The sequence below is a fragment of the Corynebacterium sp. HMSC06C06 genome (genome assembly GCF_001807295.1).
Lineage (GTDB): Bacteria > Actinomycetota > Actinomycetes > Mycobacteriales > Mycobacteriaceae > Corynebacterium > Corynebacterium striatum.
Map to the genome: position 1 here is coordinate 52,126 of NZ_KV788505.1, position 23,392 is coordinate 75,517.

At 58.8% G+C, this 23,392-nt stretch carries 20 protein-coding genes; 9 read left to right on the forward strand and 11 right to left on the reverse strand.

What is annotated here, in order from left to right; all coding sequences use genetic code 11:
* Window positions 1–44: 44 nt before the first annotated feature.
* From HMPREF3153_RS12500 to rimP, 3 genes are all read right to left on the reverse strand, one after another.
* Entirely contained in the window at window positions 45–344 is a 300-nt protein-coding gene (locus HMPREF3153_RS12500; RefSeq protein WP_082254289.1) for a YlxR family protein, read from the reverse strand.
* Window positions 345–448: 104 nt separating this feature from the next.
* Window positions 449–1,465 carry a transcription termination factor NusA gene (nusA, locus tag HMPREF3153_RS08910; protein WP_070420609.1) on the reverse strand — a complete coding sequence of 339 codons (1,017 nt, stop codon included), beginning with the start codon at window positions 1,463–1,465 and terminating at the stop codon, window positions 449–451.
* The gene (rimP, locus tag HMPREF3153_RS08915; protein WP_070420610.1) at window positions 1,462–2,028 is read right to left on the reverse strand and encodes a ribosome maturation factor RimP; all 567 of its coding nucleotides are present in this window, start codon (window positions 2,026–2,028) and stop codon (window positions 1,462–1,464) included. Before rimP ends, nusA begins: the two co-directional genes overlap by 4 nt.
* Before the next feature lie 50 nt (window positions 2,029–2,078).
* Here rimP and HMPREF3153_RS08920 point away from each other — a divergent pair, with 50 nt between their 5' ends.
* The 4 genes from HMPREF3153_RS08920 (at window position 2,079) to HMPREF3153_RS08930 (ending at window position 5,540) form a co-directional block, all read left to right on the forward strand.
* Window positions 2,079–2,954, forward strand: coding sequence for a hypothetical protein (locus HMPREF3153_RS08920; protein ID WP_070420611.1), 876 nt, complete (start codon window positions 2,079–2,081; stop codon window positions 2,952–2,954).
* 70 nt (window positions 2,955–3,024) lie between these two features.
* Window positions 3,025–3,351 (forward strand): hypothetical protein, encoded by a 327-nt coding sequence (locus HMPREF3153_RS13045; RefSeq protein WP_223197503.1) that lies wholly within the window; start codon window positions 3,025–3,027, stop codon window positions 3,349–3,351.
* Window positions 3,279–4,991, forward strand: coding sequence for an MMPL family transporter (locus HMPREF3153_RS08925; protein ID WP_246817181.1), 1,713 nt, complete (start codon window positions 3,279–3,281; stop codon window positions 4,989–4,991). The genes HMPREF3153_RS13045 and HMPREF3153_RS08925 overlap by 73 nt, the downstream gene beginning before the upstream one ends.
* Window positions 4,992–5,204: 213 nt before the next feature.
* Window positions 5,205–5,540 carry a transglycosylase family protein gene (locus tag HMPREF3153_RS08930; RefSeq protein ID WP_070420612.1) on the forward strand — a complete coding sequence of 112 codons (336 nt, stop codon included), beginning with the start codon at window positions 5,205–5,207 and terminating at the stop codon, window positions 5,538–5,540.
* A 440-nt stretch (window positions 5,541–5,980) separates the two neighbouring features.
* On the opposite strand, the gene HMPREF3153_RS08935 is transcribed toward HMPREF3153_RS08930, so the two are convergent.
* Window positions 5,981–7,756, reverse strand: coding sequence for a proline--tRNA ligase (locus HMPREF3153_RS08935; RefSeq protein ID WP_049063473.1), 1,776 nt, complete (start codon window positions 7,754–7,756; stop codon window positions 5,981–5,983).
* Window positions 7,757–7,787: 31 nt separating this feature from the next.
* Between HMPREF3153_RS08935 and yaaA the strand changes: the two genes are divergently transcribed.
* Window positions 7,788–8,534, forward strand: coding sequence for a peroxide stress protein YaaA (gene yaaA / locus HMPREF3153_RS08940; RefSeq protein ID WP_046645295.1), 747 nt, complete (start codon window positions 7,788–7,790; stop codon window positions 8,532–8,534).
* Window positions 8,535–8,549: 15 nt separating this feature from the next.
* Here yaaA and HMPREF3153_RS08945 read toward each other — a convergent pair whose 3' ends face one another.
* Window positions 8,550–9,869: a DUF4921 family protein gene (locus HMPREF3153_RS08945; RefSeq protein ID WP_172953406.1), complete on the reverse strand. Its 1,320-nt coding sequence runs from the start codon at window positions 9,867–9,869 to the stop codon at window positions 8,550–8,552.
* Between the two features lie 37 nt (window positions 9,870–9,906).
* Between HMPREF3153_RS08945 and HMPREF3153_RS08950 the strand changes: the two genes are divergently transcribed.
* Both HMPREF3153_RS08950 and HMPREF3153_RS08955 read left to right on the forward strand, forming a co-directional pair.
* Window positions 9,907–10,722 carry a PhzF family phenazine biosynthesis protein gene (locus tag HMPREF3153_RS08950; RefSeq protein WP_070420661.1) on the forward strand — a complete coding sequence of 272 codons (816 nt, stop codon included), beginning with the start codon at window positions 9,907–9,909 and terminating at the stop codon, window positions 10,720–10,722.
* 2 nt (window positions 10,723–10,724) lie between these two features.
* Window positions 10,725–12,095 carry a protein adenylyltransferase SelO family protein gene (locus HMPREF3153_RS08955; RefSeq protein WP_070420613.1) on the forward strand — a complete coding sequence of 457 codons (1,371 nt, stop codon included), beginning with the start codon at window positions 10,725–10,727 and terminating at the stop codon, window positions 12,093–12,095.
* 83 nt (window positions 12,096–12,178) lie between these two features.
* Here the strand turns inward: HMPREF3153_RS08955 and mqo are convergent, their stop codons facing one another.
* The gene (mqo, locus tag HMPREF3153_RS08960; RefSeq protein WP_046645293.1) at window positions 12,179–13,681 is read right to left on the reverse strand and encodes a malate dehydrogenase (quinone); all 1,503 of its coding nucleotides are present in this window, start codon (window positions 13,679–13,681) and stop codon (window positions 12,179–12,181) included.
* A 358-nt stretch (window positions 13,682–14,039) separates the two neighbouring features.
* Between mqo and HMPREF3153_RS08965 the strand changes: the two genes are divergently transcribed.
* Both HMPREF3153_RS08965 and mtr read left to right on the forward strand, forming a co-directional pair.
* Window positions 14,040–15,026 carry an alpha/beta hydrolase gene (locus tag HMPREF3153_RS08965; protein WP_070420662.1) on the forward strand — a complete coding sequence of 329 codons (987 nt, stop codon included), beginning with the start codon at window positions 14,040–14,042 and terminating at the stop codon, window positions 15,024–15,026.
* A gap of 55 nt (window positions 15,027–15,081) precedes the next feature.
* On the forward strand, window positions 15,082–16,473 hold the full coding sequence (gene mtr, locus HMPREF3153_RS08970; protein WP_070420614.1) for a mycothione reductase: 1,392 nt from the start codon (window positions 15,082–15,084) through the stop codon (window positions 16,471–16,473).
* Between the two features lie 299 nt (window positions 16,474–16,772).
* Here mtr and map read toward each other — a convergent pair whose 3' ends face one another.
* The 5 genes from map to dxr all read right to left on the reverse strand — a co-directional run bounded on the left by map (window position 16,773) and on the right by dxr (window position 23,284).
* Complete coding sequence (map, locus tag HMPREF3153_RS08975; RefSeq protein WP_005528933.1) at window positions 16,773–17,642, reverse strand: type I methionyl aminopeptidase; 870 nt, start codon at window positions 17,640–17,642, stop codon at window positions 16,773–16,775.
* A gap of 59 nt (window positions 17,643–17,701) precedes the next feature.
* Window positions 17,702–19,552, reverse strand: coding sequence for a penicillin-binding transpeptidase domain-containing protein (locus tag HMPREF3153_RS08980; protein ID WP_070420615.1), 1,851 nt, complete (start codon window positions 19,550–19,552; stop codon window positions 17,702–17,704).
* A 90-nt stretch (window positions 19,553–19,642) separates the two neighbouring features.
* On the reverse strand, window positions 19,643–20,806 hold the full coding sequence (ispG, locus tag HMPREF3153_RS08985) for a flavodoxin-dependent (E)-4-hydroxy-3-methylbut-2-enyl-diphosphate synthase (RefSeq protein WP_046645290.1): 1,164 nt from the start codon (window positions 20,804–20,806) through the stop codon (window positions 19,643–19,645).
* An 87-nt stretch (window positions 20,807–20,893) separates the two neighbouring features.
* On the reverse strand, window positions 20,894–22,102 hold the full coding sequence (locus tag HMPREF3153_RS08990) for a M50 family metallopeptidase (RefSeq protein WP_046645289.1): 1,209 nt from the start codon (window positions 22,100–22,102) through the stop codon (window positions 20,894–20,896).
* Window positions 22,103–22,117: 15 nt separating this feature from the next.
* On the reverse strand, window positions 22,118–23,284 hold the full coding sequence (gene dxr / locus HMPREF3153_RS08995) for a 1-deoxy-D-xylulose-5-phosphate reductoisomerase (protein ID WP_070420616.1): 1,167 nt from the start codon (window positions 23,282–23,284) through the stop codon (window positions 22,118–22,120).
* Between the last annotated feature and the right edge of the window lie 108 nt (window positions 23,285–23,392).

Sequence of the window (23,392 nt, forward strand, 5' to 3'; positions counted from 1 at the left end):
CTTTAACTCTGGCTCATGGAAGCGCGATGCCTCCACGAATGCACCTAGGTTGCGCCGACTTTCGCCTGCGTTTCCAGGTACTCACGTACGTGACCTGTATCCACGTCAGTGGATAACCGAAGCGCGCGTCGAAAGGCTCGGGTGCGCTCCGCCAGCTCTAATGCAGTGAGATCCGGGGTAATCCAAGCTCCCCTTCCGGGAAGCCGGCGAAGTGGATCTGCCACGACACGGCGGCCAGTGGGATCGGCGCTATCAACGACAACCCGCAGTAGCTGCGTGTCAGGAAAGCGACGGCGCGTAGCGATGCACGTACGGAGCCTTGTGTGTGGTTGTCGAGGTGACATCCAACTCCCTACATAAACGATCGCTTGAAAAACGCCCCAGCTTTTCTGCATGTGGGCCGCTATCTAGCTTACGCGAAAATGCGGCAGATCCTTAATTAGGTCTTTTAGTCCTGTGCAGCGTCCGAGTGGATGTCGATCTTCCAACCGGTCAGGCGCGCGGCCAGGCGCGCGTTCTGGCCTTCTTTACCGATGGCCAAAGACAGCTGATAGTCCGGCACGGTTACGCGTGCGACCTGCGCATCTGGGTCAACGACCTCGACGCGAACCACCTTCGACGGCGCCAAAGAATTGCCAACGTAAACCGCAGGATCCTCGTTGTAGTCAATGATGTCAATCTTCTCGCCACCAAGTTCGCGCATGATGTTGTTGACGCGCTCGCCACGTGGACCAATGCAGGCCCCCTTGGCGTTAAGCCCTTTGGCATGGCCGATGACGGACACCTTCGAACGGTGGCCAGCCTCGCGGGCAATAGCAACGAGTTCCACGGCGCCGTCGCCCACCTCAGGGATTTCAAGCTCGAACAGGCCGCGCACCAACTCCGGGTGGGTACGCGACAAAGTGATCTGCACCTGTGCCCCGTTGCGGGTCACGCCGACAACGTAAGCCTTGATGCGGTCACCGTGCTCAAGCTTTTCACCTGGTAGCTGCTCAGCTGGCAGCAGGATGGCATCCTGCGAATCCAGCTCGGTACCCAGCTGAACCACAACCACGCCACGCTCGTTGGCGCGCACGTCACGCTGCACGATGCCAGATACAACACGGCCGGTCAGCTCGGAGTAGGACTCGTAAGTTACCTCAGCCTCTGCCTCACGCAGCTTGCGGATGATTGCCTCGCGCACGGCCTGGGCGCCGACGCGGCTGAAGTTTTCTGGAGTGTCATCATATTCGCTGATGACCTCGCCGGTCTCCGGATCAGACTCGGTGACGATGACGGTGACCGCACCGGTGTCTGTATCGATATCAACGCGGGACTTGGTTCCCTCGGACTTACCCGCAGCCGACTGCTCGCGGTAATCCAGGTACGAATACAACAAGGCACCCGCGATTGCTTCAAGCAGGTCCTTTACTTGGATGCCACGCTCAGACTCAATCGTACGGAGTGCCTCTAGATCAATATTCACTTTTCATCCTCTCGGGTTGCCGAGTTCTGCTCGGCGTATTCAAACGTCTGTTGCGCTGCCTCCTGCTCAGCAGCAGAAGGTTTAGCAAACTCAATTTCTACCACCGCGCGGGCAATATTTTCCAATCGCTCGATGCGAAAGTACACGTCCTTCTTCACCGCTGTGATGAGCGCTACGAAAGAAGCGTCGTCGGAAAGTGCGCCAATGCGCGCCACTTCGCTCTTGCCTGGGGTCAGCTCGAAAGCGACCAGACGCCCACGGTTGCGGCGCCAATGACGGGGCGCGGTCAGTGGCAGATCGACGCCAGGCGTGGAGACCTCCAGGGTGTATCCGGCACCGAAGTTCAGATCACCGGACTCCTCCTTGGCGTCGAAGAATTCAGAAATCTGGTTGGAGACTTCCTCCAAAACGTCCGAGCTTGGGCGCTGGTCGCCGTCGATTCGGATAATAACCTGGGACTTCTTACCAGCCTTGGTGGTCTTTACGTCCTCCACATCGAGTCCGCGGGGCTCCAGCAGTGGCTGGAGTAGTTCAGTAAGTTGTGCTGCATCTGGAAAAGCCATGCGTTCTAGCCTAACTGCTGCGCCCAGCTGTTGCGTGTAAGGTCTTTTGAGTGAATCACCGCGCCTTGACCCCCGTCGCAACCCTCACCGCACTTGCAGCACTCGTGCCCGCGTTGAGCGGGTGCCAGGCCGTGGACTCCGTCGTGGATTACTTTGGTCCTCGGCCCGACGAGACTCTAATAGCCCTCGCCCGCAGCGCGGACAATGATGCCCAGAATCTTGCCGATGTCGACGCCAATGCTTCATCCCTGCGCACTGACCAGGCCGACGCACTTTACGCGGAGGTGAAACGTCTGTGCGGCCTCAATAGCGAAGGTAACGCTCCCCGCTCGTGCACGGTAGAGCGCACGACTGACGCGCCGCTTTCCGACGTCGATGTGGCTAAAACCCTCAACGAAGCTGCGCATCGCACCCGTGACGCGTTGAGCGAAGTCAGCTCTGAGTCCCGCGCATTAGTGACTAACCAGGCCATTGTTTTGGATGCCTGGGACGGCGCCGAGTTGCCCGCGATCCCGGAGCTCGAGGCAGCAGATCTGGAAAGCGCTACCAGCTTGTTGAACTGGGAATACGAGCAAGTCTTCGGCCTCGACTTCGCGCGTAGCTATGCATCACCGGAGATAGAAGCAGACATCGACAACCGTTTGTCGCTGCACGAAAAGCGCATTGAGGTCCTGCAAGGCGCAATCGGGGAAGTCGCTAAGGTTCCGCAACCGGCGGTGGCTTATCAACCGACGGCAGTTGCTGGCGTCGCTCTTCCCACCGACGCTTCTTCGGCCCAGAGCTACGTGGACAAATTGGGGTGGAATGACACTCTGAAGTGGGAGGATGCCGCTTCGAAGGCCGCCGCCCCCACCGCCGAAGGCGAGGAGCGCGTGGCATGGCGCAACTGGCTCATCGCCGTCGCCGCTCAATCACGCGGTCTCTAGAGCATCCAAGCACCCTGTCAGCGCGCTATCTTTTAACCCCGTACATTGGGTAGCTCGTAAAGTGGCGTAAGTGAATTCTCAAAAGATGCGCCACTTTCGGTGGCTAGCGCTCGTCCTCGTCATCCTCGCTATCGGGGCTATCGGCCTGGGCGGCCTCGACCAACCTGAGTCCTCGACTGCCTCGCTGCCCAAGGACATGGACTCCACCACGGTTGCCCAGCTACAGGAGGAGATCTCCAAGCAGGAATCCGAAGGCGAGTCGGCACAAGCTGCCATCGTCTTTTTGATTCGGATAAGCCACTCGATGTCAATGCCCTGCGTGGTGTGGCAAAGGAGCTCGGCGGCCCGCTCATCCCGAGCGAGGATGGGCAGTCTGCCATCGTCCCGGTTCAGGTAGAGGCGGGTACGTCTACCGAGAATGCTGACAAGGTCACGCAGCTGCGCGAGGACGCCGCTGCCGATCTTCCAGAGGGCGTGACCTCCCAGGTCACCGGCCCTGCTGCAATCAAGGCGGACCTCGCGAGCGTCTTCCAAGGCGCCAACTTTATGCTTCTGGCAGTAACCGCGGGCATTGTGGCGGTGCTCCTCATTGTTACGTACCGCTCCCCTGTTCTGTGGCTGCTTCCGCTGCTTGTCATCGGTGTCGCTGACCGTGTGGCCGCGACTGTCTACACTTACGTTCTTGACGCATTCGGCGTGACGTGGAACGAGTCCACCTCGGGCATCTTGTCCGTGCTTGTTTTCGGCGCGGGCACCAACTACGCACTACTGCTTATCTCCCGCTATCGCGACGAACTGACCTCTACCTCGGACCGCTACGCGGCCATGGCGCGCGCATGGGTACCGACGCTGAAAACCGTTTCGGCCTCGGCAGGAACCGTGGTGCTGGGCGTTCTCTGCCTCTTGCTTTCCCTCATCCCAACCACGCAGGGGCTCGGTGCGGCCGCTGCTGTGGGCGTCTTCGTGGCTTGGTTGTTCGCTATGTTCGCCCTGCCTGGCGTTCTGGTTGCTTTTGGCCGCTGGATCTTCTGGCCACGCCGTCCGCGGCAAGGCGATACTCCGGATCACAAGCTGTGGGACAAGATTGGCGGACTCGCGGCCAAGGCTCCGAAGCGTATTGCTGCGGTGTCACTGCTCATCCTGGCTATCTGCTCCATCGGTTACTTCCAGACCTCGACGGGTCTTACGCAGTCGGACCAGTTCATCGATACCCCTGAATCCATCAGCGCCGGCGAGGCCCTCGAGGAGGCCTTCCCTGACCAGTCCTCTACCCCGCCGCTCGTAGCAACCCAGGATCCGGCTGGCACCACCAGGGACATCGAGGCAATGGGTGCTACTGCGCAGGAGCAAGGCAGCGCTAAGGGATGGAGCCTCCTGCAGGTCTCCGGCGCGGACTTCCTACAGCTGCGTGAGAAGTTCGGCGACCACCAAGGTGAGCGCGCCGATGGCGCCGTGCTCGTAGGCGGTACCGATGCGCAGCTGGTTGATGAGGAATCAGCCGCGGAGCGGGACCGCAAGATTATCTTCCCGCTGGTCTTGGCCCTCATCTTTGGCGCTCTCGTGATCATGCTGCGTTCTTTCCTGGCACCGGTCATCATGGTCGCTTCCGTGTTGCTGACCAACGTGGCGGCCATCGGCCTGGGTTGGTGGATCTCCCACTACCTGCTGAGCTTCGACCGCTTCGCGTCCAACACCCCGTTGTTCGCTTTCGTGTTCTTGGTTGCATTGGGCATCGACTACACCATCTTCCTCATCACCCGCGCCCGGGAGGACGCCGGTGAGATTGGCACCCGCCGCGGCATCTTGACGGCGCTTTCGGAAACAGGTGGCGTGATTACCTCTGCCGGTATCTTGCTGGCGGCAGTGTTCGCTGCACTCGGCGTGCTGCCGCTGGTGGTTCTGGCCCAGCTGGGCATCGGCGTGCTTCTGGACACCCTCATCGTCCGCACCGTCTTGGTCCCATCGGTGGTGCAGATCCTCGGCGAGAAGTTCTGGTGGCCTGCGCACCCATTCGCAGAAAAGCACGATACGGATTAGCTCCCCCCTCCTTGGAATCCCCTGCACGCGGCCAGCAAAACCTCAGGGGATTCTACGGTGCATTTCATTGCATGTGCACCACCGCAGCTTTTACCTTGGACGGTCATGAACTCACCGGAGATACCGCGTGTAGATCGTGTAGATACCGCGTGGATATTCCGGGTGTTCGGCTTGAGACCTTTAGAAGACACAAAGAGAAGGAGTACTTTCTCAATGCGTTCCAAGAAGAAGTTTGCAACACTATCCGCTGCCGCCGCAATGGGCGTCGCAGCACTCGCTACCCCGACAGCCAACGCCGCGCCGGTCTCCGCGTGGGACCAGGTGGCAGCGTGCGAGTCCGGCGGCAACTGGCAGGTTAACACTGGTAACGGCTACTACGGCGGCCTCCAGTTCAGCGCCCAAACCTGGTCAGGATTCGGCGGACAGCAGTACGCACCGACCGCAGACCAAGCAACCAAGGAGCAGCAGATCGCTGTTGCTGAACAGGTGCTTGCCGCCCAGGGCGCTGGCGCTTGGCCCAACTGCGGTGGCCCAGTCGGCGGCTACTAAAGCCACACCCATACGTGCCATAAGGCCCTGCCCTCTAGCAGGCTTCACGAAAGCAGCTAGAGCGCAGGGCCTTAGTGTGTTCCCAGCAACCCACCGCTTTGTATCCCAGCAACGTACTTCTGTATGCAAATAGGCCCCCTAAAACACGGCAAACAGCTGCCCTATTTACACAGAGCGGTACTCGCCCTCTAACGGCTCGCCTCAACCCCGCGCACCGCACCCAGAAGCAGCACCCCACAAACCGCCCCCCACTCGGAAACGCCCCGCGAACCCGCGCAGCCGGTGAGGCCCCAGCTGCCAGGTACCTATATACGCAAATAAGGCCCCCAAATCACAAGATTGGAAGCCTTATTTACATGCAGCGGTACCTGCGCCTTACCAGCACGCGCTAACAGCGCACCCTAACAGCACGCGCTAACAGCGCACCCTAACGGCACGACTCAACCGCGCACGAGCTCGAGGAGCTTGTCTACGATCTCATCGGCTGGGACCTCAAGGGTCTCGCCGCCGCGGATGCGCAGCTCAATGATTCCGTCCGCGAAGGAACGGCCGAGAATGGCGATGAACGGCATACCGAGGAGCTCAGCATCCTTGAACTTCACGCCTGGGGAAACCTTGGGGCGGTCGTCGAAAAGCACCTCAATGCCCGCAGCATCCAGATCCTCCACCAGCTTCTGACCTGCCTCAAGTGCAGCGGCGTCCTTGTTCGCAACGGCGACGTGTACCTGGAACGGCGCGACGTCGACAGGCCAGCGCAGGCCCTTCTCATCCGCCTGCTGCTCAGCCAGAACAGCCATCATGCGGGAAACACCAATGCCGTAGGAGCCCATGGTCGGAACGGCGCGCTTGCCGTTCTCGTCCAGAATCTGGACGTCGAAAGCCTTGGTGTACTTGCGGCCCAGCTGGAAGATGTGGCCGAGCTCAATGCCGCGCTCCAGGGTCAAGGTACCCATGCCACCTGGTGCTGGATCGCCTTCCTTGATCTCAGCTGCCTCAATGAACTCGTCGACCTCAAAGTCGCGGCCAGCCACGCAGTTCACCACGTGGTGGTTCTTCTCATCCGCACCGGTGATCCAGGAGGAGCCCTTCACCACGCGCGGGTCCGCATAAACCTTGACGCCATTGGCGTTGAGAGCACGCGGGCCTACGTAACCGCGGACCAGGAATGGGTTTGCCTTGAAGTCCTCATCCGTAGCCAGCTCAAACTCGGCAGGCTCCAGGGAAGCTTCCAAACGCTTCTCATCAAGCGCACGGTCACCCGGGATGAGAACTGCAGCCAGCTCCCACCCCTTCTCGGTCTCGCCGTCGTTGACCGTTGGGTGAGCAACCTTGATGACCATGCACTTCAGGGTGTCCGCACCGGTCACAGCGCGGCCATTAACCTGAATGTCCTCGGAGTTCGCCCACTCCACCAGGGTGTCAATGGTCTCAGAATCCGGGGTCTCGTAAACCTTAGCCTCAGCAAGGCCCTCCAGCGGGGTCTCCTCCGGAGCTGGGGTCACCACTGCCTCAACGTTGGCCGCATAATCGCCCTCGGTGGCGCGCACGAAGGTGTCCTCGCCTGCCGGGGAAACAGCCAGGAACTCTTCGGAAGCAGAGCCGCCCATGGCACCAGACGTTGCCTTACAGATGGCGTAGTCAATCTCCAGACGGTTAAAGATGTTCTGGTAAGCCTTTCGGTGGCGCATGTAGGACTCGTCCAAGCCCTCGTCCGTCATGTCAAAGGAGTAAGAATCCTTCATCACGAACTCGCGGCCGCGCAGGATGCCCGCACGCGGGCGCTCCTCGTCGCGGTACTTGGTCTGGATTTGGTACAGGGTAACTGGGAAGTCCTTGTAGGAGGAGTACATGTCCTTCACGGCACCCGCGAACATCTCCTCGTGGGTTGGGCCGAGGAGCATGTCAGCGCCCTTGCGGTCCTTAAGGCGGAAGAGGTTGTCGCCGTACTCGGTCCAGCGATCCGTCAGCTCATAAGGCTCGCGCGGCAGAAGTGCCGGGAAGAGCATCTCCTGGCCGCCAATGGCGTTCATCTCCTCGCGCACGATGTTTTCAATCTTGGTCAGGGTGCGCAGACCCAGCGGCAGCCAGGTGTACACGCCCGGCGCGGCGCGGCGCACGTATCCTGCACGAACGAGAAGCTTGTGGCTGAGGACTTCGGCATCTGCTGGATCTTCGCGCAGAGTGCGAAGGAAGAGATTTGAAAGGCGAGTAATCATGCTTAGCACTCTACATCGCTAGTATTTACCTATGCTCATTCTCCTCCCTCCTTCTGAAACAAAGGCCCATGGCGGCACCGGCGCCCCACTGAATTGGGACGAGCTTTCTTTCCCCGCACTCAATCCTGTCCGCCAGGACATAGCCGCGGACCTGGCACAACTCGACGTCGACCAGGCGCTCGAGGTGCTCGGTATCTCTGAGAAGTTGCGGCCGCAAGCAGAATCCAACACCGAGCTTTTCGTCTCTCCCACGATGCCCGCGATTGAGCGTTTTACGGGCGTGCTTTACGACGCTCTCGATGCCGCCACGTTGCCGCCTGCCGCACGCGCTCGGCTCGCCATTGGCGACGCATTGTTTGGCATTACCCGCGCCAGCGACATGATTCCGCATTACCGCCTCTCCGGAGGAACGAAGCTGCCGACCAAGGACGGCGAAACGCCAACGTTGAAATCGCGCTGGGGGAAGGCCATCACGGAGCAACTCGCTGAGGTTGCGCAATCAGGTGAGCTCGTCGTGGACATGCGCTCGGGCACTTACCAACAGCTGGGCAAGTTTAAACAGGCGGTCACCATTCGCGTGGAGTCAGTCCAGGAGGATGGCTCGCGCAAGGTCGTCTCGCACTTCAATAAGCATTACAAGGGCCAGCTGGCACGAATCTTGGCGCTCTCCCCCGCTGATGCCTACGCCGTTGACGACGTCGCAGCAATCGCCTCGGCGGCAGGCCTCACGGTCGAGGGCCCGCAGCCGGGCAAGCTCGAACTCACTCTCGTGGTCTAGCTTTTGACAAGCGGTCTAGCTTTGGCGAGATGAGAGATAGCGCAGGCTGTTGCGCTCCAGCCGGCATTCGGTGGCAATCGCGATGCCCGAAGCCAGCTTCCCGCGCCCGCGCAAGCTGTACATTGAGTCAACGATGCGGTCGCGCAGGTCCCACGGAGAAATGGTGTTGATGTAGACCTTGGTACCGCCCTCGAAACCGGCGAGCGTCGACACGCGCAGCTTAATCATGACGCGCCACGGCTGCGCCACATCAACCGAAGGTGCCTTGTGGTGCCATTCCTCATTGCACGCAACATCTGGGCCCACGGCCGCGTGTGCGGCGTGCATGAGGTCTGACATTCCGCGGATCTCACCCGGAGTTTGCTCCCAGGGGGCGCAGTGCCTCGACTTGGAGAAGAGCTCCAGCGTGGGATAGCGGTGACCAAAGCCTGCGAAGAGCACCGCGTAGTCATTCTCAGCGATAACCAGGTTGTGCTGTGCGGCGTACCCCACGGCCCAATCGTTGTACATATTGGGATGCGAGCGCAGGATGTCATTTTCCCGCATGGCAGACATACTGAGGTCATCGATGGCGACGAGCTGCTTGTGCAGGTGCTCGAAGGACGCTCCGGCGGGTGCCAGCCAGTTCTGAAAGGCCACTACGTAATCGGCGTAGCGGTTGCGGGCGTAAAGATCCCGCATGGAGTCCGCGGTGAAGGACGTCAGCAGGAAGTGATCGTCTGGGCTCAGCGTGCCTGAGGACGCCAGCTGCGAGTCATCCGTAGCGCCGTCGACAAAGTGGCGGGAGCCAATGATGACGTCGTGCCCACCGCCGAAGAAGCAGCCGGCCTGCGCGAGCAGTTCCTCCTCGCTCATCTCAGCGTCCTTGCCCGCGGCTTTCAGCTTGGTGCGTACGGTCTTGAGAACGTGTTCGCGGCCTGCGGGGTCGGCGATATAGGCGTGCATTCGCTCGGCCGACTCGTCATCCATCTTGTACTGGTAGTTCGCGGTCCAGTAGTCATAGGAGACGATCTCGAAGAGATTGGGCACTCGGCGAAACGCAGGCTCTGTATGGTCTAGGTCCGCTGCGCCCACGCCACGGAGCACCTCGCCGGAGCCTAGGATGCGTGACTTTTCAGGCGGGGTTTCAAGTTTGCGGTCGGAGCAAAACGCACACGTGGAGGTATGTGCCCCTACTGCTAGGGGCTCGGGACTCTCTGGGGCGTGGGAGAACGGACGGTTTCCCCTGCCGGGTACGGTCCACACTTCAGTGCCGGAAAAAGGGTTGACCTGTTTGACGGTTCCATCAGCCATCACTTGGATCGGTTCGATGCGGCTAAAGAGTGCTTCGCTCATGCCTTTAGGATAGACCCAGACCCGTATGCTGGTGGCCATGCGTCACGAGTACTTCGAAGTAGATGTCTTTGCCACCACTGCCTTTTCTGGCAATCCGCTAGCCGTCATTGCTGGTGCTGATGAGCTCAGCAGCGAACAGATGCAGCGCATAGCCAACTGGACCAACTTCTCTGAAACGACCTTTCTGCTGCACCCCACGACTCCCGATGCGGACTACCGCGTCAGGATTTTCACGCCGCACGAGGAGTTTCCTTTTGCTGGACACCCAACGCTTGGCACAGCCCGCGTCTTCGCTGAGCTCACTGGCAAGGAAGGCGACTTGGTCCAAGAGTGCGGTGTTGGTTTAGTGCGTATCAAGCAAGAGGATCGCGTCTTCTCCTTCGCCACGCCGGAGCTCCAGCGCTCGGGTACGCTCAGCGAATCAGAACTCGCGGAGACAGCAGACGCACTGGGGGTGAGCAGCGACGACATCGTTGATGCCGCATGGGTGGACAACGGCCCGGGATGGCGCCTCGTGCAGCTCGCCGATGCGGACACCGTGCGCGCGTTGCGTCCCTCTTACTCCCGCGATATCAAAGTCGGCGTGGTGGGCCTTGCGGCCAATCCCACCGAAGGCCAGCCCCTTTACGAAGTTCGTGCCTTCACCCGTAAATTTGAGGACCCAGTCACCGGTTCTTTCAACGGCGGTGCCGCGCAATTCATGCGTGAGCGCGAGCTCGTTCCTGCTCGCTACACCGCGCGCCAGGGCAGCCAGTTAGGACGCGATGGCCTGGTGCACATTGCTGACGACGGCGCGAACATCTGGGTGGGCGGATCCATCCACATTCGAGTGCGCGGCGAACTGGAGTCATAGGAATGAAGATTCCTTTCGAGCTTTCCCATACTTTCGCTCGCAGCTTGCCGGGGATGGTCCGCCCAAGCCGCGGCGAGGAACAACCCCAGCCGCAGGTAGTCATCGTGAACGAGGCATTGGCCGCCGAGCTTGGGCTGGACGTCGACTGGCTGCGTTCGCCAGCGGGTATTGAGTTCTTGCTGGGCCGCAGCACCGATGAGCAACCCCACTCCATGGCATATGCGGGCTATCAATTCGGGCAGTTCAACCCCTCGATGGGGGACGGCCGCGCGCTGTTGCTCGGCGAGATAGAAAACGATTCTGGCCGCTGGGACCTCCATGCCAAGGGCACGGGCCCCACCCCGTACTCACGCCTTGGTTCTGATGGACGCGGCACCTTGCGCTCGATGCTGCGCGAATACCTCTTCTCGGAAGCCATGCATGCGCTGGGAATTCCTACGACGCGCTCTCTGGCGGTTATTTCTACCGGCCGCAAGATCCAGCGCCAGATGGTGGAGGAAGCAGGCGTTTTGGTGCGTGTGGCTGCCAGCCACATTCGTATCGGTTCATTCCACTACGCTGCGCAAACCGGCCAGCTGGAGGACCTTGCCAACTACACCATCGCGCGGCATTATCCCGGCAGCGACTACAAAGAGCTGTACTCGCGTGCGATGGACGCACAAATTGCTACCGTTGCCGCGTGGCAGCACGTGGGCTTTATCCACGGCGTGATGAACACTGACAACACCACGCTTTCGGGCCAGACCATCGATTACGGGCCGTGTGCCTTCATGGAGGCCTACGACCCTGACACGTGGTTTAGCTCGATCGATGCGCAGGGACGCTACCGCTTTCGCAATCAGCCAGAAATTCTCGGGTGGAACTTCGCCCGGCTGGCGGAGAGCATGCTGCCGCTTTTCGACGCCTCCTCCGACGCCGCTATCACCTATGCCCAAGAAACCATCAATGGCTTCTACGAGCGCTTCGAGGACCAACGCAAGCGTGACTTCCAGCAGCGCTTTGGCCTCGAAGAGGGTGGCGAGTACTTCGCGGCGCTGGCGCAATCGGGTGCTGACTTCACTCTTGCTAATCAGGGCCTGGCAAAGGCTTTGCATGGTGAGCCTGATGCGCTGGACCACCTGCTTCGTGATTGCTCAGATGCACCCGACACTTCTTTCCTCAAGGACTACCGCAAACGTGCCTCAGGCGCCGCGGCGACTGCGGTGCCTCCGCTGCCGCGCGTCATTCCGCGCCCCCACAATGTTGAGGCGGCCCTGCTGGACCTGGATTTATTCCAAGAGTTCCTTCACGCAGTCACGCATCCAACGCAGCCGAACGAAAAATTTGAAACTCCCGGTGATACCGAGGGCTACCTGACTTATTGCGGCACTTAAGGCAGCTGGAGCGGAACGCCGCGCACCCCACCAATTTACGTTTGTAATGTGGTGGGGTGCGCTTGTGAAGCAGCCGGAATGGCTTACTTTTGGTCGAGCTTCAGGGTCTTCTGGGTGTAGTCCCACATCTCGTTGTAGAGCTTCTTATCCTTGGACAGCTTGATGCCGTAGGAAGGAATCATTTCCTGGATCTTATCGCCCCACTGAATCATGTGCTCACCGAAGCAACGCTCCAGCAACTCGACCATGACGGCCGGGGTGATGGAAGCACCTGGGGAAGCACCGAGCAGACCGGCGATGTTACCGTCTGGGTTGTTGACCAGGGTGGTACCGAACTCGAGGGAGCCGAACTGCGGTGCAGCTGCTGGCTTGATGACCTGAACGCGCTGGCCAGCGATGACGGTCTCCCAGTCTGCTGGGTCTGCGGAAGGAACGTATTCCTTCAGGGTCTCGACGCGCTTGTCGAAGTCCTTGAGGACCTCAGAAACCAGGTACTTGGTCAAACCAAACTCTTGAGCTGCAACGCCCAAGTAGGAAGGAATGTTGTCCAAGCGAATGGACTTGAAGAGGTCGAGGTAAGAACCCTTCTTCAAGAACTTCGGGGACCAACCACCGTATGGGCCGAAGAGCAGGCCCTGTTCACCGTCGATAACGCGGGTATCAAGGTGCGGAACCGACATTGGAGGAGCGCCCACAGCAGCCTTGCCGTAAACCTTGGCGTGATGCTGCTTAACCAGCTCAGGGTTCTTAGCGCGCAGCCACAGACCGGAAACCGGGAAGCCTGCGAAACCGGAAACCTCGCGAACGCCAGCCTTACGCAGAAGATCAAGAGCGTATCCACCAGCACCGACGAAGACGAACTTCGCGCGGACAACGCTGTAGTCGCCGGTGTGCAGGTTCTTGGAGTAGACCTTCCAGGTAGAGCCATCGCGCTTAATGTCGACGACCTCATGACCGTAGCGGATCTCGGTGCCGGCGGCTTTAGCAGCGGTGAAGAACTGCTTCGTCAGGGCGCCGAAGTTTACGTCAGTACCTGCTTCAGTCCAGGAGATAGCAACCTTCTGGGAGTTAAAGTCGCGGCCCTTGGACATCAGTGGCAGCATTTCCTGGAAGGTAGCGTCATCGTCAGAGAACTGCATGTTCGGGAACATGTGGTTGTCCTTCAAAGCATCAAAACGACGCTTGAGGTAATCAACCTGGATGGATCCCTGGGCGAAGGAAACGTGCGGAACCGGGTTAATGAAAGCCTTTGGGTCGGTCAGGATGCCGTTGTTGAGCTGGTGTGCCCAGAACTGGCGGGAAACCTGGAACTTCTCGTTAATACCCAGCGCCTTGGAAACGTCGATGCGACCGTTCTTCTCTGGGGTGTAGTTGAGCTCGCACAGAGCAGAGTGGCCGGTACCAGCGTTGTTCCATGGGGAGGAGGACTCAAGTGCAGGTCCGTCGAGACGCTCGAAAACCATCTGGGTCCAGCTTGGCTCCAGCTCACGGAGCATGGCACCCAGGGTGGCGCTCATGATACCTGCGCCAACGAGGGCTACATCTACCTCATCTACAACTTGTGCTGTCTTCTTGTCGGAGGACACCTTGCTATTACCTCTTCAGATTGAAAATTATCACTCGCTCGAACAGCCCAGAGCTGTCGAACGCAGTCTTCTAGCGTTGCACGTTTTCGCCTACCTTTTACGCTCCGCTGTCTTAAACATGCTGGCTTAAACACAAGCACAGCATCTCTGGCAACGGCACATAACAAGGGACGCGTCACGCATTACCTACCCACCTTACGCCTTTAGCATCAAAATGGGGATTCCGTATGCGGGAAATGTCCGGTTTTCACACACGGCTGCCCCCTACGCACCTTGTCTCCTTCGGTGAAAATCTCCCCAGCCACATCACTACGCCACCGCAACACCGGATTTGCGTTGTATGCCTAAACTGGTCGGTATGACTGAGTCAACCTTGCAATGGACTGATGACATCCTGGGCCCAGGATTTATGGCCGCGGATCTGCCCTTGGGCGCGGATCCTGACGGCGAAGGCGACGTCCACGCCACATTGATCCGTTACAACCCAGATAACGAGGATCTCAGCGACCGTGTCGCAATGATTTGGGTGCACGGCATGACCGACTACTTCTTCCATAAACACGTAGCGGAGCATTTTCATAACAAGGGCTATGCATTTTACGGAATAGATTTGCGTAAGTGTGGACGCTCTCACGAACCCCACCAAAAGTGGCACTACATCTCCGACATGCACTTCTACGAGAAGGACCTCAATGCCGCTCTCAATGCCCTGCCGCAGCGAAAGGTCATCATGGTTGCGCATTCAACAGCAGGCATAATCGTGCCACTGTGGCTCGACTCCTTGCGTCGCACCGACCCCGCTCGACACGAACGAATCGCAGCGCTAGTACTCAACAGCCCATGGCTGGACATGATGGGCATTCCACCCCTCGCCTTCAAGGCCGCGAAGCCTTTGTTCTATTTCTTCGGCAAGGTCACCCCGCATATTGCGCTCCACGGCGGCAATCTCACCGCCTTTGGCGATTCGATCCATGCCAGCCGCTACGGCGAATGGGACTACGACCTTGAAAAGAAACCGTTGGGCGGCCATAAGAAATACATCGGCTGGGCACGCGCAGTATTCAAGGGATTCGACATTATTCATTCTGGCCGTGTTGATGTCGGCGTACCGATCCTCACACTCACCTCAACAAAGTCGATGTTCTCAGCTCCATATTCGGAAGAGCTCAACTACGCCGATGCGGTCATTGACGTCAAACAATCACAAAAATGGGCCAAAGAGCTTGGCTCTCATTACACCCTTCGCCCGCTTAAAGGAGCTCGTCATGATGTTTTCCTATCTCGCGAGCCGATCCGGAACGAAGCATTTCGAGTAGTCGACGAATGGCTACCCACGGTGCTCTAACAACTATCCCGCCCACCACAACACCTAATCCAACCCCCTATAAATAAGGAGAACTATGTCTACGACAACGCCGCAGAACGCACAAGCAGAACATTTCGATCTGATCATCATCGGAACTGGTTCAGGAAACTCGATTCCATCCGAGGATTTCGAGAACAAAAAGATAGCCATCGTTGAGGAAGGCACCTTTGGCGGAACTTGTCTTAACGTAGGCTGTATCCCCACCAAGATGTACGTCTACGCAGCAGACCTTGCATACGCCGCCAAGGAAGGTCAGCGCCTCGGAATTGACGCCCAGGTAAACAACGTCGACTGGCAGTCCATCATCGAGCGAGTCTTTGTCAATCGCATCGACAAGATCGCGGAGGGCGGCGAGGCTTATCGCCGTGGCGACGAGACCCCCAACATTACGGTGTTCGACAAGCACGCAACTTTCGTTGGCCCGAAGACCATTGCGGTTGGGGATGACGTCATCACGGGCGATCAAATCGTCATCGCCGCGGGTTCCCGCCCCACCATTCCTGAGGTATATGCAGAATCCGGTGTTAAGTACTACACCAATGAAGACATCATGCGGATGCCTAAACAGCCAAAGAGCCTAATTATCGTGGGCGGCGGTTACATTGCGATGGAGTTTGCGCACGTGTTTGACGGACTGGGCACCAAGGTTACGGTGGTCAACCGCTCGGAGAAGCTGCTTCGTCATTTGGATGAGGACATCGTTTCTCGGTTCAACGAGATTGCACGCGAACGCTTCGACGTGCGTATCGCGAACGGTACACAGCTGACCCAAAACGACAGTGGCGTGTCCTTGTCTCTCGACGACGGATCTACCGTAGAGGCTGAAGCTATCCTCGTGGCGACTGGCCGCAAACCAAATGCAGACCTCCTAGGCTTGGACACGGCAGGCATTGAGGTGCGCGAAGACGGACGTATCAAGGTTGACGAGTACGGCCGTACTTCGGTCGCGGGCGTTTGGGCGCTTGGCGACGTCTCCTCCCCCTACATGCTCAAGCATGTGGCCAACGCCGAAACCCGTGCAGTGCAGCACAATCTCCTACATCCTGAGGATCTGCAGAAGATGCCACATGATTTCGTTCCAGCCGCAGTTTTCACCCATCCGCAAATCGCCTCTGTAGGTCTCACTGAAGCAGACGCACGCGAGCAAGGCTTCGACGTTACTGTCAAGGTCCAAAACTACGGCGACGTTGCATACGGTTGGGCTATGGAAGACTCCACGGGGATTTGCAAACTGGTGGCCGACAGGAAAACTGGACGCCTCCTAGGAGCCCATTACATGGGCCCGCAGGCTTCGACACTCATCCAGCAGCTCATCACAGCAATGGTATACGGCCTTGACATGCGCGATTTCACGCGTAAGCAGTACTGGATCCACCCCGCGCTACCTGAAGTGACTGAAAATGCCCTCCTGGGACTGGACTGGTAAGGCAAGCATTGACCGTGGCCAAATCCACATTCGTCTTGCCAGGAAACTTTCCGGCTAATAGTTTCACCACTTGAGAAATGGTTTCTCCTCGACCAACTGCGATCGCCGTAGCATTCGGCCGTACCGCTGTGGCTTCTGCTGAGTCCTCTTTCTCCGGTTCCTCCCCTAGTTCTCGGTAGAAGTTTCTAGAGCTTTTTCATATTGATGGCAGAAAGCCCATCGACCAATGCCACAATGAGTAATAGGGCGCTCCTCCTTACACAGAGGCGCGCCCTATTCTTTTGCTTAGGCCTGTCGCCTTAGGCTTCGTCCGGCAAAGTTAGGATCTCGGCACCATCGTTAGTTATCACAAGGGTGTGCTCGAACTGAGCCGTGAACTTGCCATCGACGTTCTGAACGGTCCAATCGTTGTCCCAGATCTCGTAGTCCAACGAGCCCAGGTTGATCATCGGCTCAATGGTCAAGGTCATTCCTGGTTCTAGGATGTCGCGGTAGGTCGTGGAATCGTAGTGCAAGACAACCAAGCCGTTGTGGAAGGTGGGGCCAACACCATGGCCGGTGAAGTCGCGCACAACGTTGTAGCCGAAGCGGTTGGCGTAAGACTCAATAACACGGCCGATGACATTAACCTCACGGCCCGGCTTTGCCGCCTTAATGCCGCGCATCATTGCCTCGTGGGTACGCTCAACCAGAAGTTTGTGCTCCTCAGAGACGTTCCCGGCCAGGAAGGTCGCATTAGTATCGCCGTGTACACCATTCTTGAACGCAGTGACGTCAATGTTGACGATGTCTCCGTCCTCAATCACGGTGGTGTCCGGAATACCGTGGCAGATGATTTCATTCAAAGAAATACAGCAGGACTTCGGAAAACCCATGTAGCCCAGCGTGGATGGGTATGCACCATGGTCCAGCATGTACTCGTGCGCGATGCGGTCAATCTCATCTGTGGTCACGCCGGGCGCCACAGCCTTACCGGCCTCCTGCAGCGCGTTAGCCGCAATCTTGGATGCCTCGCGCATGGCCTCAATGACCTCAGGGGTCTGGACAAAAGGCTCACCCATTGCTTCCTGGACGGAGTCCTTCCACACGTACTCCGGGCGCTCGATAGAGTCTGGAACGGTGCGGATTGGGGTGGGCTTTTGGGGGGTTAGTTTTGCGCGATTACTCATGGTTGACCATGGTAGTCCCCTCCCCCACGTGGCCGCTAACCAGACCTCTCAGTTGTGAGCTAGCCTTCTTGCCCTGTAGGCGCAGCAGGATGTCCCTGTGCTCGATAGCTATCGAGCTTCTGCAAGAAGTTATCTGTCACTTGCACTGAGGTCTCAGAGCCTCCGCCCAATACCACCAGAGTTGCGAAGGCGATGTCGTCGTCACGGTAGCCGGTAAACCATGCGTGCGAACCACCATTGATCTCCGCCTCACCGGTCTTGCCGTAAATCGTGCCGCCAGCCTGCATTCCGGCTGCGGTACCGCCCGTAACAACTGCGCGCATCATCTCTCGAATATTGTCGAGGACATGTGAGGAAGGCGGCTGCACCTCTTCTGAGGCCTTCGTCTTATGCGTTGAGATCAGTGTAGGAAGCGGGGTCTTACCCGCAGCGACAGTAGCCGAAACCAGCGCCATTCCAAAGGGGCTGACAAGGTCGGTGCCCTGTCCATAGCCGGACTCAGTACGGTCCAACGGAGTCTTGCCCTCCGGGATGGAGCCTGTAATGGTGGTCAGACCAGGGATCTCGTAGTCGAGCCCAAGCCCAAACTCCTTGCCCGTATTCTTCAGCTCGCCTTCCTTCAGATTCGTAGAAACTTCAGCGAAGGTCGTGTTGCACGACTGCGCGAACGCCTGACGCATCGGCACCGATCCCAGCGAAAAGCCGTTGTAGTTGGTTACGGTTCGGCCGTAAAGGTTCATCGTGCCTGGGCACGGAACAATAGTGTCAGCAGTCGCACCCTGTTTGTCCACAGCCGCCGAAGCCGTGATGATCTTAAATACCGAGCCCGGCGGGAACTGGCCCTGCAACGCGATATCACCTTTCTCATCGGCGCGCTCGGTCTGCGCAACCGCCAAAATCTCTCCGTTAGAGGGGCGAATGGCAACCAGCATCGCCTCCGAGTCGGCGCGCAGGTTCACAGCCTCCTGCGCCGCGCGCTGAACGTTGTAATCCAAGCTAACGCGGATCGAAGGGGATGCCTCCGGCTCGTGGAGCTCGACGTCGCTAAGCGCCGCACCATTTTCGTTAACCACGGACACAGACCATCCGGACTTGCCATCAATCTCATCTGACACCAAGGACCGCACACGCGCCAAAATGTCGGGCGCCAAACCAGTCTCCCGTGTAATCAACGCTGGCTCTTCGTTGAAGCGAACCCCTTGCGGCTCACCAAGGCGGGCACGCACTGCTTCTACCTGCTTTTCATTGAGCATCACCACGGAGTAGTCGCCTTCAACTTTCTCCAGCTCTTTCGCCAACTCGCCGGCTTCTTTCTCCGGCACTGAGTCATCCTGGGTATGTGCTTCGCCCAGAGCGCTGGATATCTTGGCAGCTAATGGACGCACGTCTCCCACCTCAGTGGTATTGACCACCAAGCGATACTGCAGGCCGGGCGACATCAACTCCACTCCATCGGAGGACACCACGCTCGCACGTTTTGCCGCAATCGCACGCAGCTCCAGGTGCTGGTGGGCTCCGAGGTTCGGATGCACCAAGCTCGGCTGCCAACGTACCTGCCAGTCTTTGTCCTTTTTGGTCAAGGTCATCTCAGTGTCGTAACTGAGCGTGCGGTCCTTCGGAAGGTCCCACGTCACCTTGTACTTCGCGGTGGCATGCGTCTCGTCCTGTGTTACCTCGCCCAGCTCGATGTCGAGTCCTTCGGCCTGCAGACCGGAGAAGGTAGCGTCGAGCGTCGATGTGGTGGCATCGGGGTCATCGACAAGTTCCGCCAATGCCTCGTTGTTGCGGGATTCCATTTCTGAAATGAATTCTTCCGCAACCGGCTCCGCCGAGACGGGCTTGGGCGTGCACGCCACAAGCGACGACGCCCCTACCGAAGCCACACACAACAGCGCCACCATCTTCTTCATGGTTGGGCATCGTAGCAGCCTAGAGACACAAAAAGTCCGCCCCACACCGGAGTGCGGGGCGGACAAAACTGTGAATTTATGGCAGCGATACTAGCGGGTCACGCGAACCTCAGCCTTGGCGCCTTCGACAGCCTCCAGGCCCTGCTCGTCGGCGATACGCATTGCTTCCTCGATAAGAGTCTCCACGATCTGCGACTCGGGCACGGTCTTGACCACTTCGCCTTTAACGAAGATCTGGCCCTTACCATTACCGGATGCAACACCGAGGTCGGCGTCGCGAGCCTCGCCTGGGCCGTTAACAACGCAACCCATGACGGCGACACGGAGCGGGAACTCCATGCCCTCGAGGCCTGCGGTTACTTCCTCGGCTAGCTTGTAAACGTCGACCTGAGCGCGGCCACAGGACGGGCAGGAGACGATCTCCAGCTTGCGCGGACGCAAGTTGAGAGACTGCAGGATCTGGTCACCGACCTTGATTTCCTCAACCGGATCAGCGGAGAGAGAAACACGGATGGTGTCGCCGATGCCCTCGGCCAGCAGTGCACCGAAGGCAACGGAGGACTTGATGGTGCCCATGAACTTAGGGCCAGCCTCGGTCACACCGAGGTGCAGCGGGTAGTCAGTCTTTGCAGCCAGTTGGCGGTAAGCCTCAACCATCAGGACTGGGTCAGAGTGCTTTACGGAGATGGCAATGTCGCCGAAGCCGTGCTCCTCGAAGAGTCCAGCCTCCCAGATAGCGGACTCAACGAGAGCTTCAGGGGTGGCCTTGCCATACTTCTCCAGCAGTCGCTTATCCAAGGAGCCGCCGTTGACACCGATACGGATCGGGATGCCAGCGTCGCCGGCTGCCTTAGCAACCTCCTTGACGCGGCCATCGAACTCCTTGATGTTGCCTGGGTTCACGCGGATAGCGGCGCAGCCAGCGTCGATAGCCTGGAAGATGTACTTCGGCTGGAAGTGGATATCAGCGATAACCGGGATCGGAGACTTCTTGGCGATGGCCGGAAGTGCCTCGGCATCGACAGGCTTTGGGCAAGCGACACGAACGATGTCGCAGCCGGTGGCCGTCAGCTGTGCAATCTGCTGCAGGGTGGCGTTAATGTCGTGGGTCTTGGTGGTGGTCATCGACTGCACCGAAATCGGGTGCTCGGAACCTACACCGACTGGGCCCACGAAAAGCTGACGGGTTTTGCGACGCGGAGCCAAGGTTGGTGGTGGGCCGTCCGGGATACCGAGACCGATGGGGTTCGACATATGCGCTCCTTGTTAAAGCATGGAATTAGATGGGGGCTTAACGTCCCCACTCTAGCACCGAGCGTCAAAATTCCCCCGCCCTGGCTCCTAGCCGAAGAGGCGAATCGGGTTGACCACGTCGGCCACGATGATGAGCGCACCAACAGTCATCAAGAGGGCCGCGATGACATAAGTTACCGGCATTAGCGCAGTGTAATCGGCTGGTCCTTTCGGCTCCTTGCCCATAAGTCTGCGGATACCATCCCGAATTTTCTCGTAGAAAATCACCGCAATGTGACCGCCATCAAAAGGAGGCAGCGGGATGAGGTTGAACAAAGCGAGGAAGAAATTCAGCGTCGCCAGCATCATGAAGAAGGTCGACCACAAACTACGCGCGACGAGCTCACCGCCCACGCGGGAAGCGCCGACCACAGACATCGGGCCATTGACGTCACGCTCGTGGCCAAAGATGGACGCCACCACCCCAGGAATTTTCGCTGGGAATTGAATGATGCCGCCAACAGTGGCGTCCAGAACGTACGTGGTGTAGCGCGCTGTTGCAGGGAAAGCGCCGATGAAGTCGTGCTTCTCGACGATATCGATGACTTGGTTGCTCAGGCCGATGGATCCGGCGTCGACAAGCTTGCCCTCACTGTTGAGGCGCTTGACCTTATCGAGTGTGACGTCGAAGTTCTGCACAGCACCATCGCGCTCGACGCGCAACTGGACCGTCTCCCCTGGCCGCGCCATGACTTCCTCGCGCAGCTGGGTGAAGCTCTCCAGCGGCTTGCCGTCGATCGCGAGAACAATGTCGCCCACTTCCACGCCCGCTTCACCAGCTGGACCCTTACCTTGGCACTTCTCGAGCTCACCCTGCAGGTTCTGGTCAGCGGAGCACACAACTTCGCCCACGCGCGGGCGCACGTCAGCGTCTGGGTTAGGAAGGCCGGTAGTCATGGCAATGAGCAGCAAGATGATAAAGCCCAGAAGAAGGTTCACGGCGATGCCGCCGACCATCACGATGACGCGCTGCCACGCGGGCTTCTTATACATCGCATAAGGCTCTTCTTCCTCGGTGAGGAAATCATCCTGAGCAGTCATTCCAGCGATGTCGCAGAATCCACCCACGGGAAACGCGGCCAGACCATACTCGGTGTGACCGCGGGTAAACGCCGCAATCTTAGGGCCAAAACCAATGTAGAAACGGCGCACGCGCATGCCAAAAGCACGGGCACTAAACATGTGTCCCGCCTCGTGTAAGGCAACGGTAATGCCGATTCCTAGGGCGAACAGGAAAATGCCCAGGATGTTTGCCATGGTGGTGAAAGCTTTCTATTGAGCCAAAGAATCCACCAGCACATTTGCGCGCCGGCGGGCCTCGCCTTCGACGGCGATTACTTCATCGACGCTTGAGGGTACACGAGCAAACTGGGAGGCTTCCCCTAACACCTGCCCAACCACATCAACGATTTCTGGGAAATGAATGCGGCCAGACAAGAAGGCTGCGGCAGCCTCCTCATTGGCGGCGTTGTACACGGCTGGGTGCGTGCCGCCGGCAGCTGCGGCCTCACGGGCGAGCTGGACGGCGGGGAAGGCGACGTCGTCAAGCGGCTCAAAGCGCCAGTCATGAGCCTGGGAGAAGTCCAGTGATGGCTGCGCACCGGGGACGCGATGTGGCCAATCCAGCGCCAACGAAATCGGCAGCTTCATCGAGGGCGGCGATGCCTGCGCAATCGTGCAACCATCGGTGAAGGTGGCCATCGAGTGAACGATGGACTGTGGATGTACTGTGACGTCGATGCGCTCGGGCTCGATATCGAAGAGCAGCGTCGCCTCGATGAGTTCTAGGCCCTTATTAATGAGGGTGGCGGAGTTAAGCGTGTTCATCTGCCCCATAGACCAGGTGGGGTGCTGCGCGGCCTGCTGCGGAGTAACGTCCCACATCTCTTCGCGGGACCAGCCACGGAAAGGACCGCCGGATGCGGTGAGGACGAGCTTGCCGAGCTCTACGTCCTCACCCGCGCGCAGGCATTGCGCCATGGCAGAGTGCTCGGAATCGACGGGGATAATCTGCCCCGGCTTAGCCAGCTGAGTCACGATGTGACCACCCGCGACGAGGGATTCCTTATTCGCTAATGCGAGGTACTCCCCCTTTTCCAGCGTCGCAATCGTGGAGCGCAAGCCCATCGAGCCAACTAGTGCATTGAGCACCTTGTCTGCTTCGATGGAGCGCACAAGCTGTTCTGCGGCATCTGCACCGGAGCGAACCTGTCCGCCAAGGGCTTCCGAGACCTGGTGCGCGGCCTGCTCATTCGCCACGGCAACGTGGTCAAACGAAAGGTTGAGGTTCTGCGCTTGCTCGATGACCAGCTGCGGATTTGAACCGCCGGCGGCAATGCCTACGACGGTAAATTTATCCGGGTTATCGGCGATAACTTCCAGTGCCTGGGTGCCGATGGAGCCCGTGGATCCGAGAATAAGAATGCGCTGTGTACTCACCTCTCCAACCCTAGCGGGTGGGCCAGTAATTGCGTGAACGAAATTGCCGGGGGTGTTTCTTCGCTAACGCGGCGAGGATGATTTAAACTACTACACAGAATAAATGGC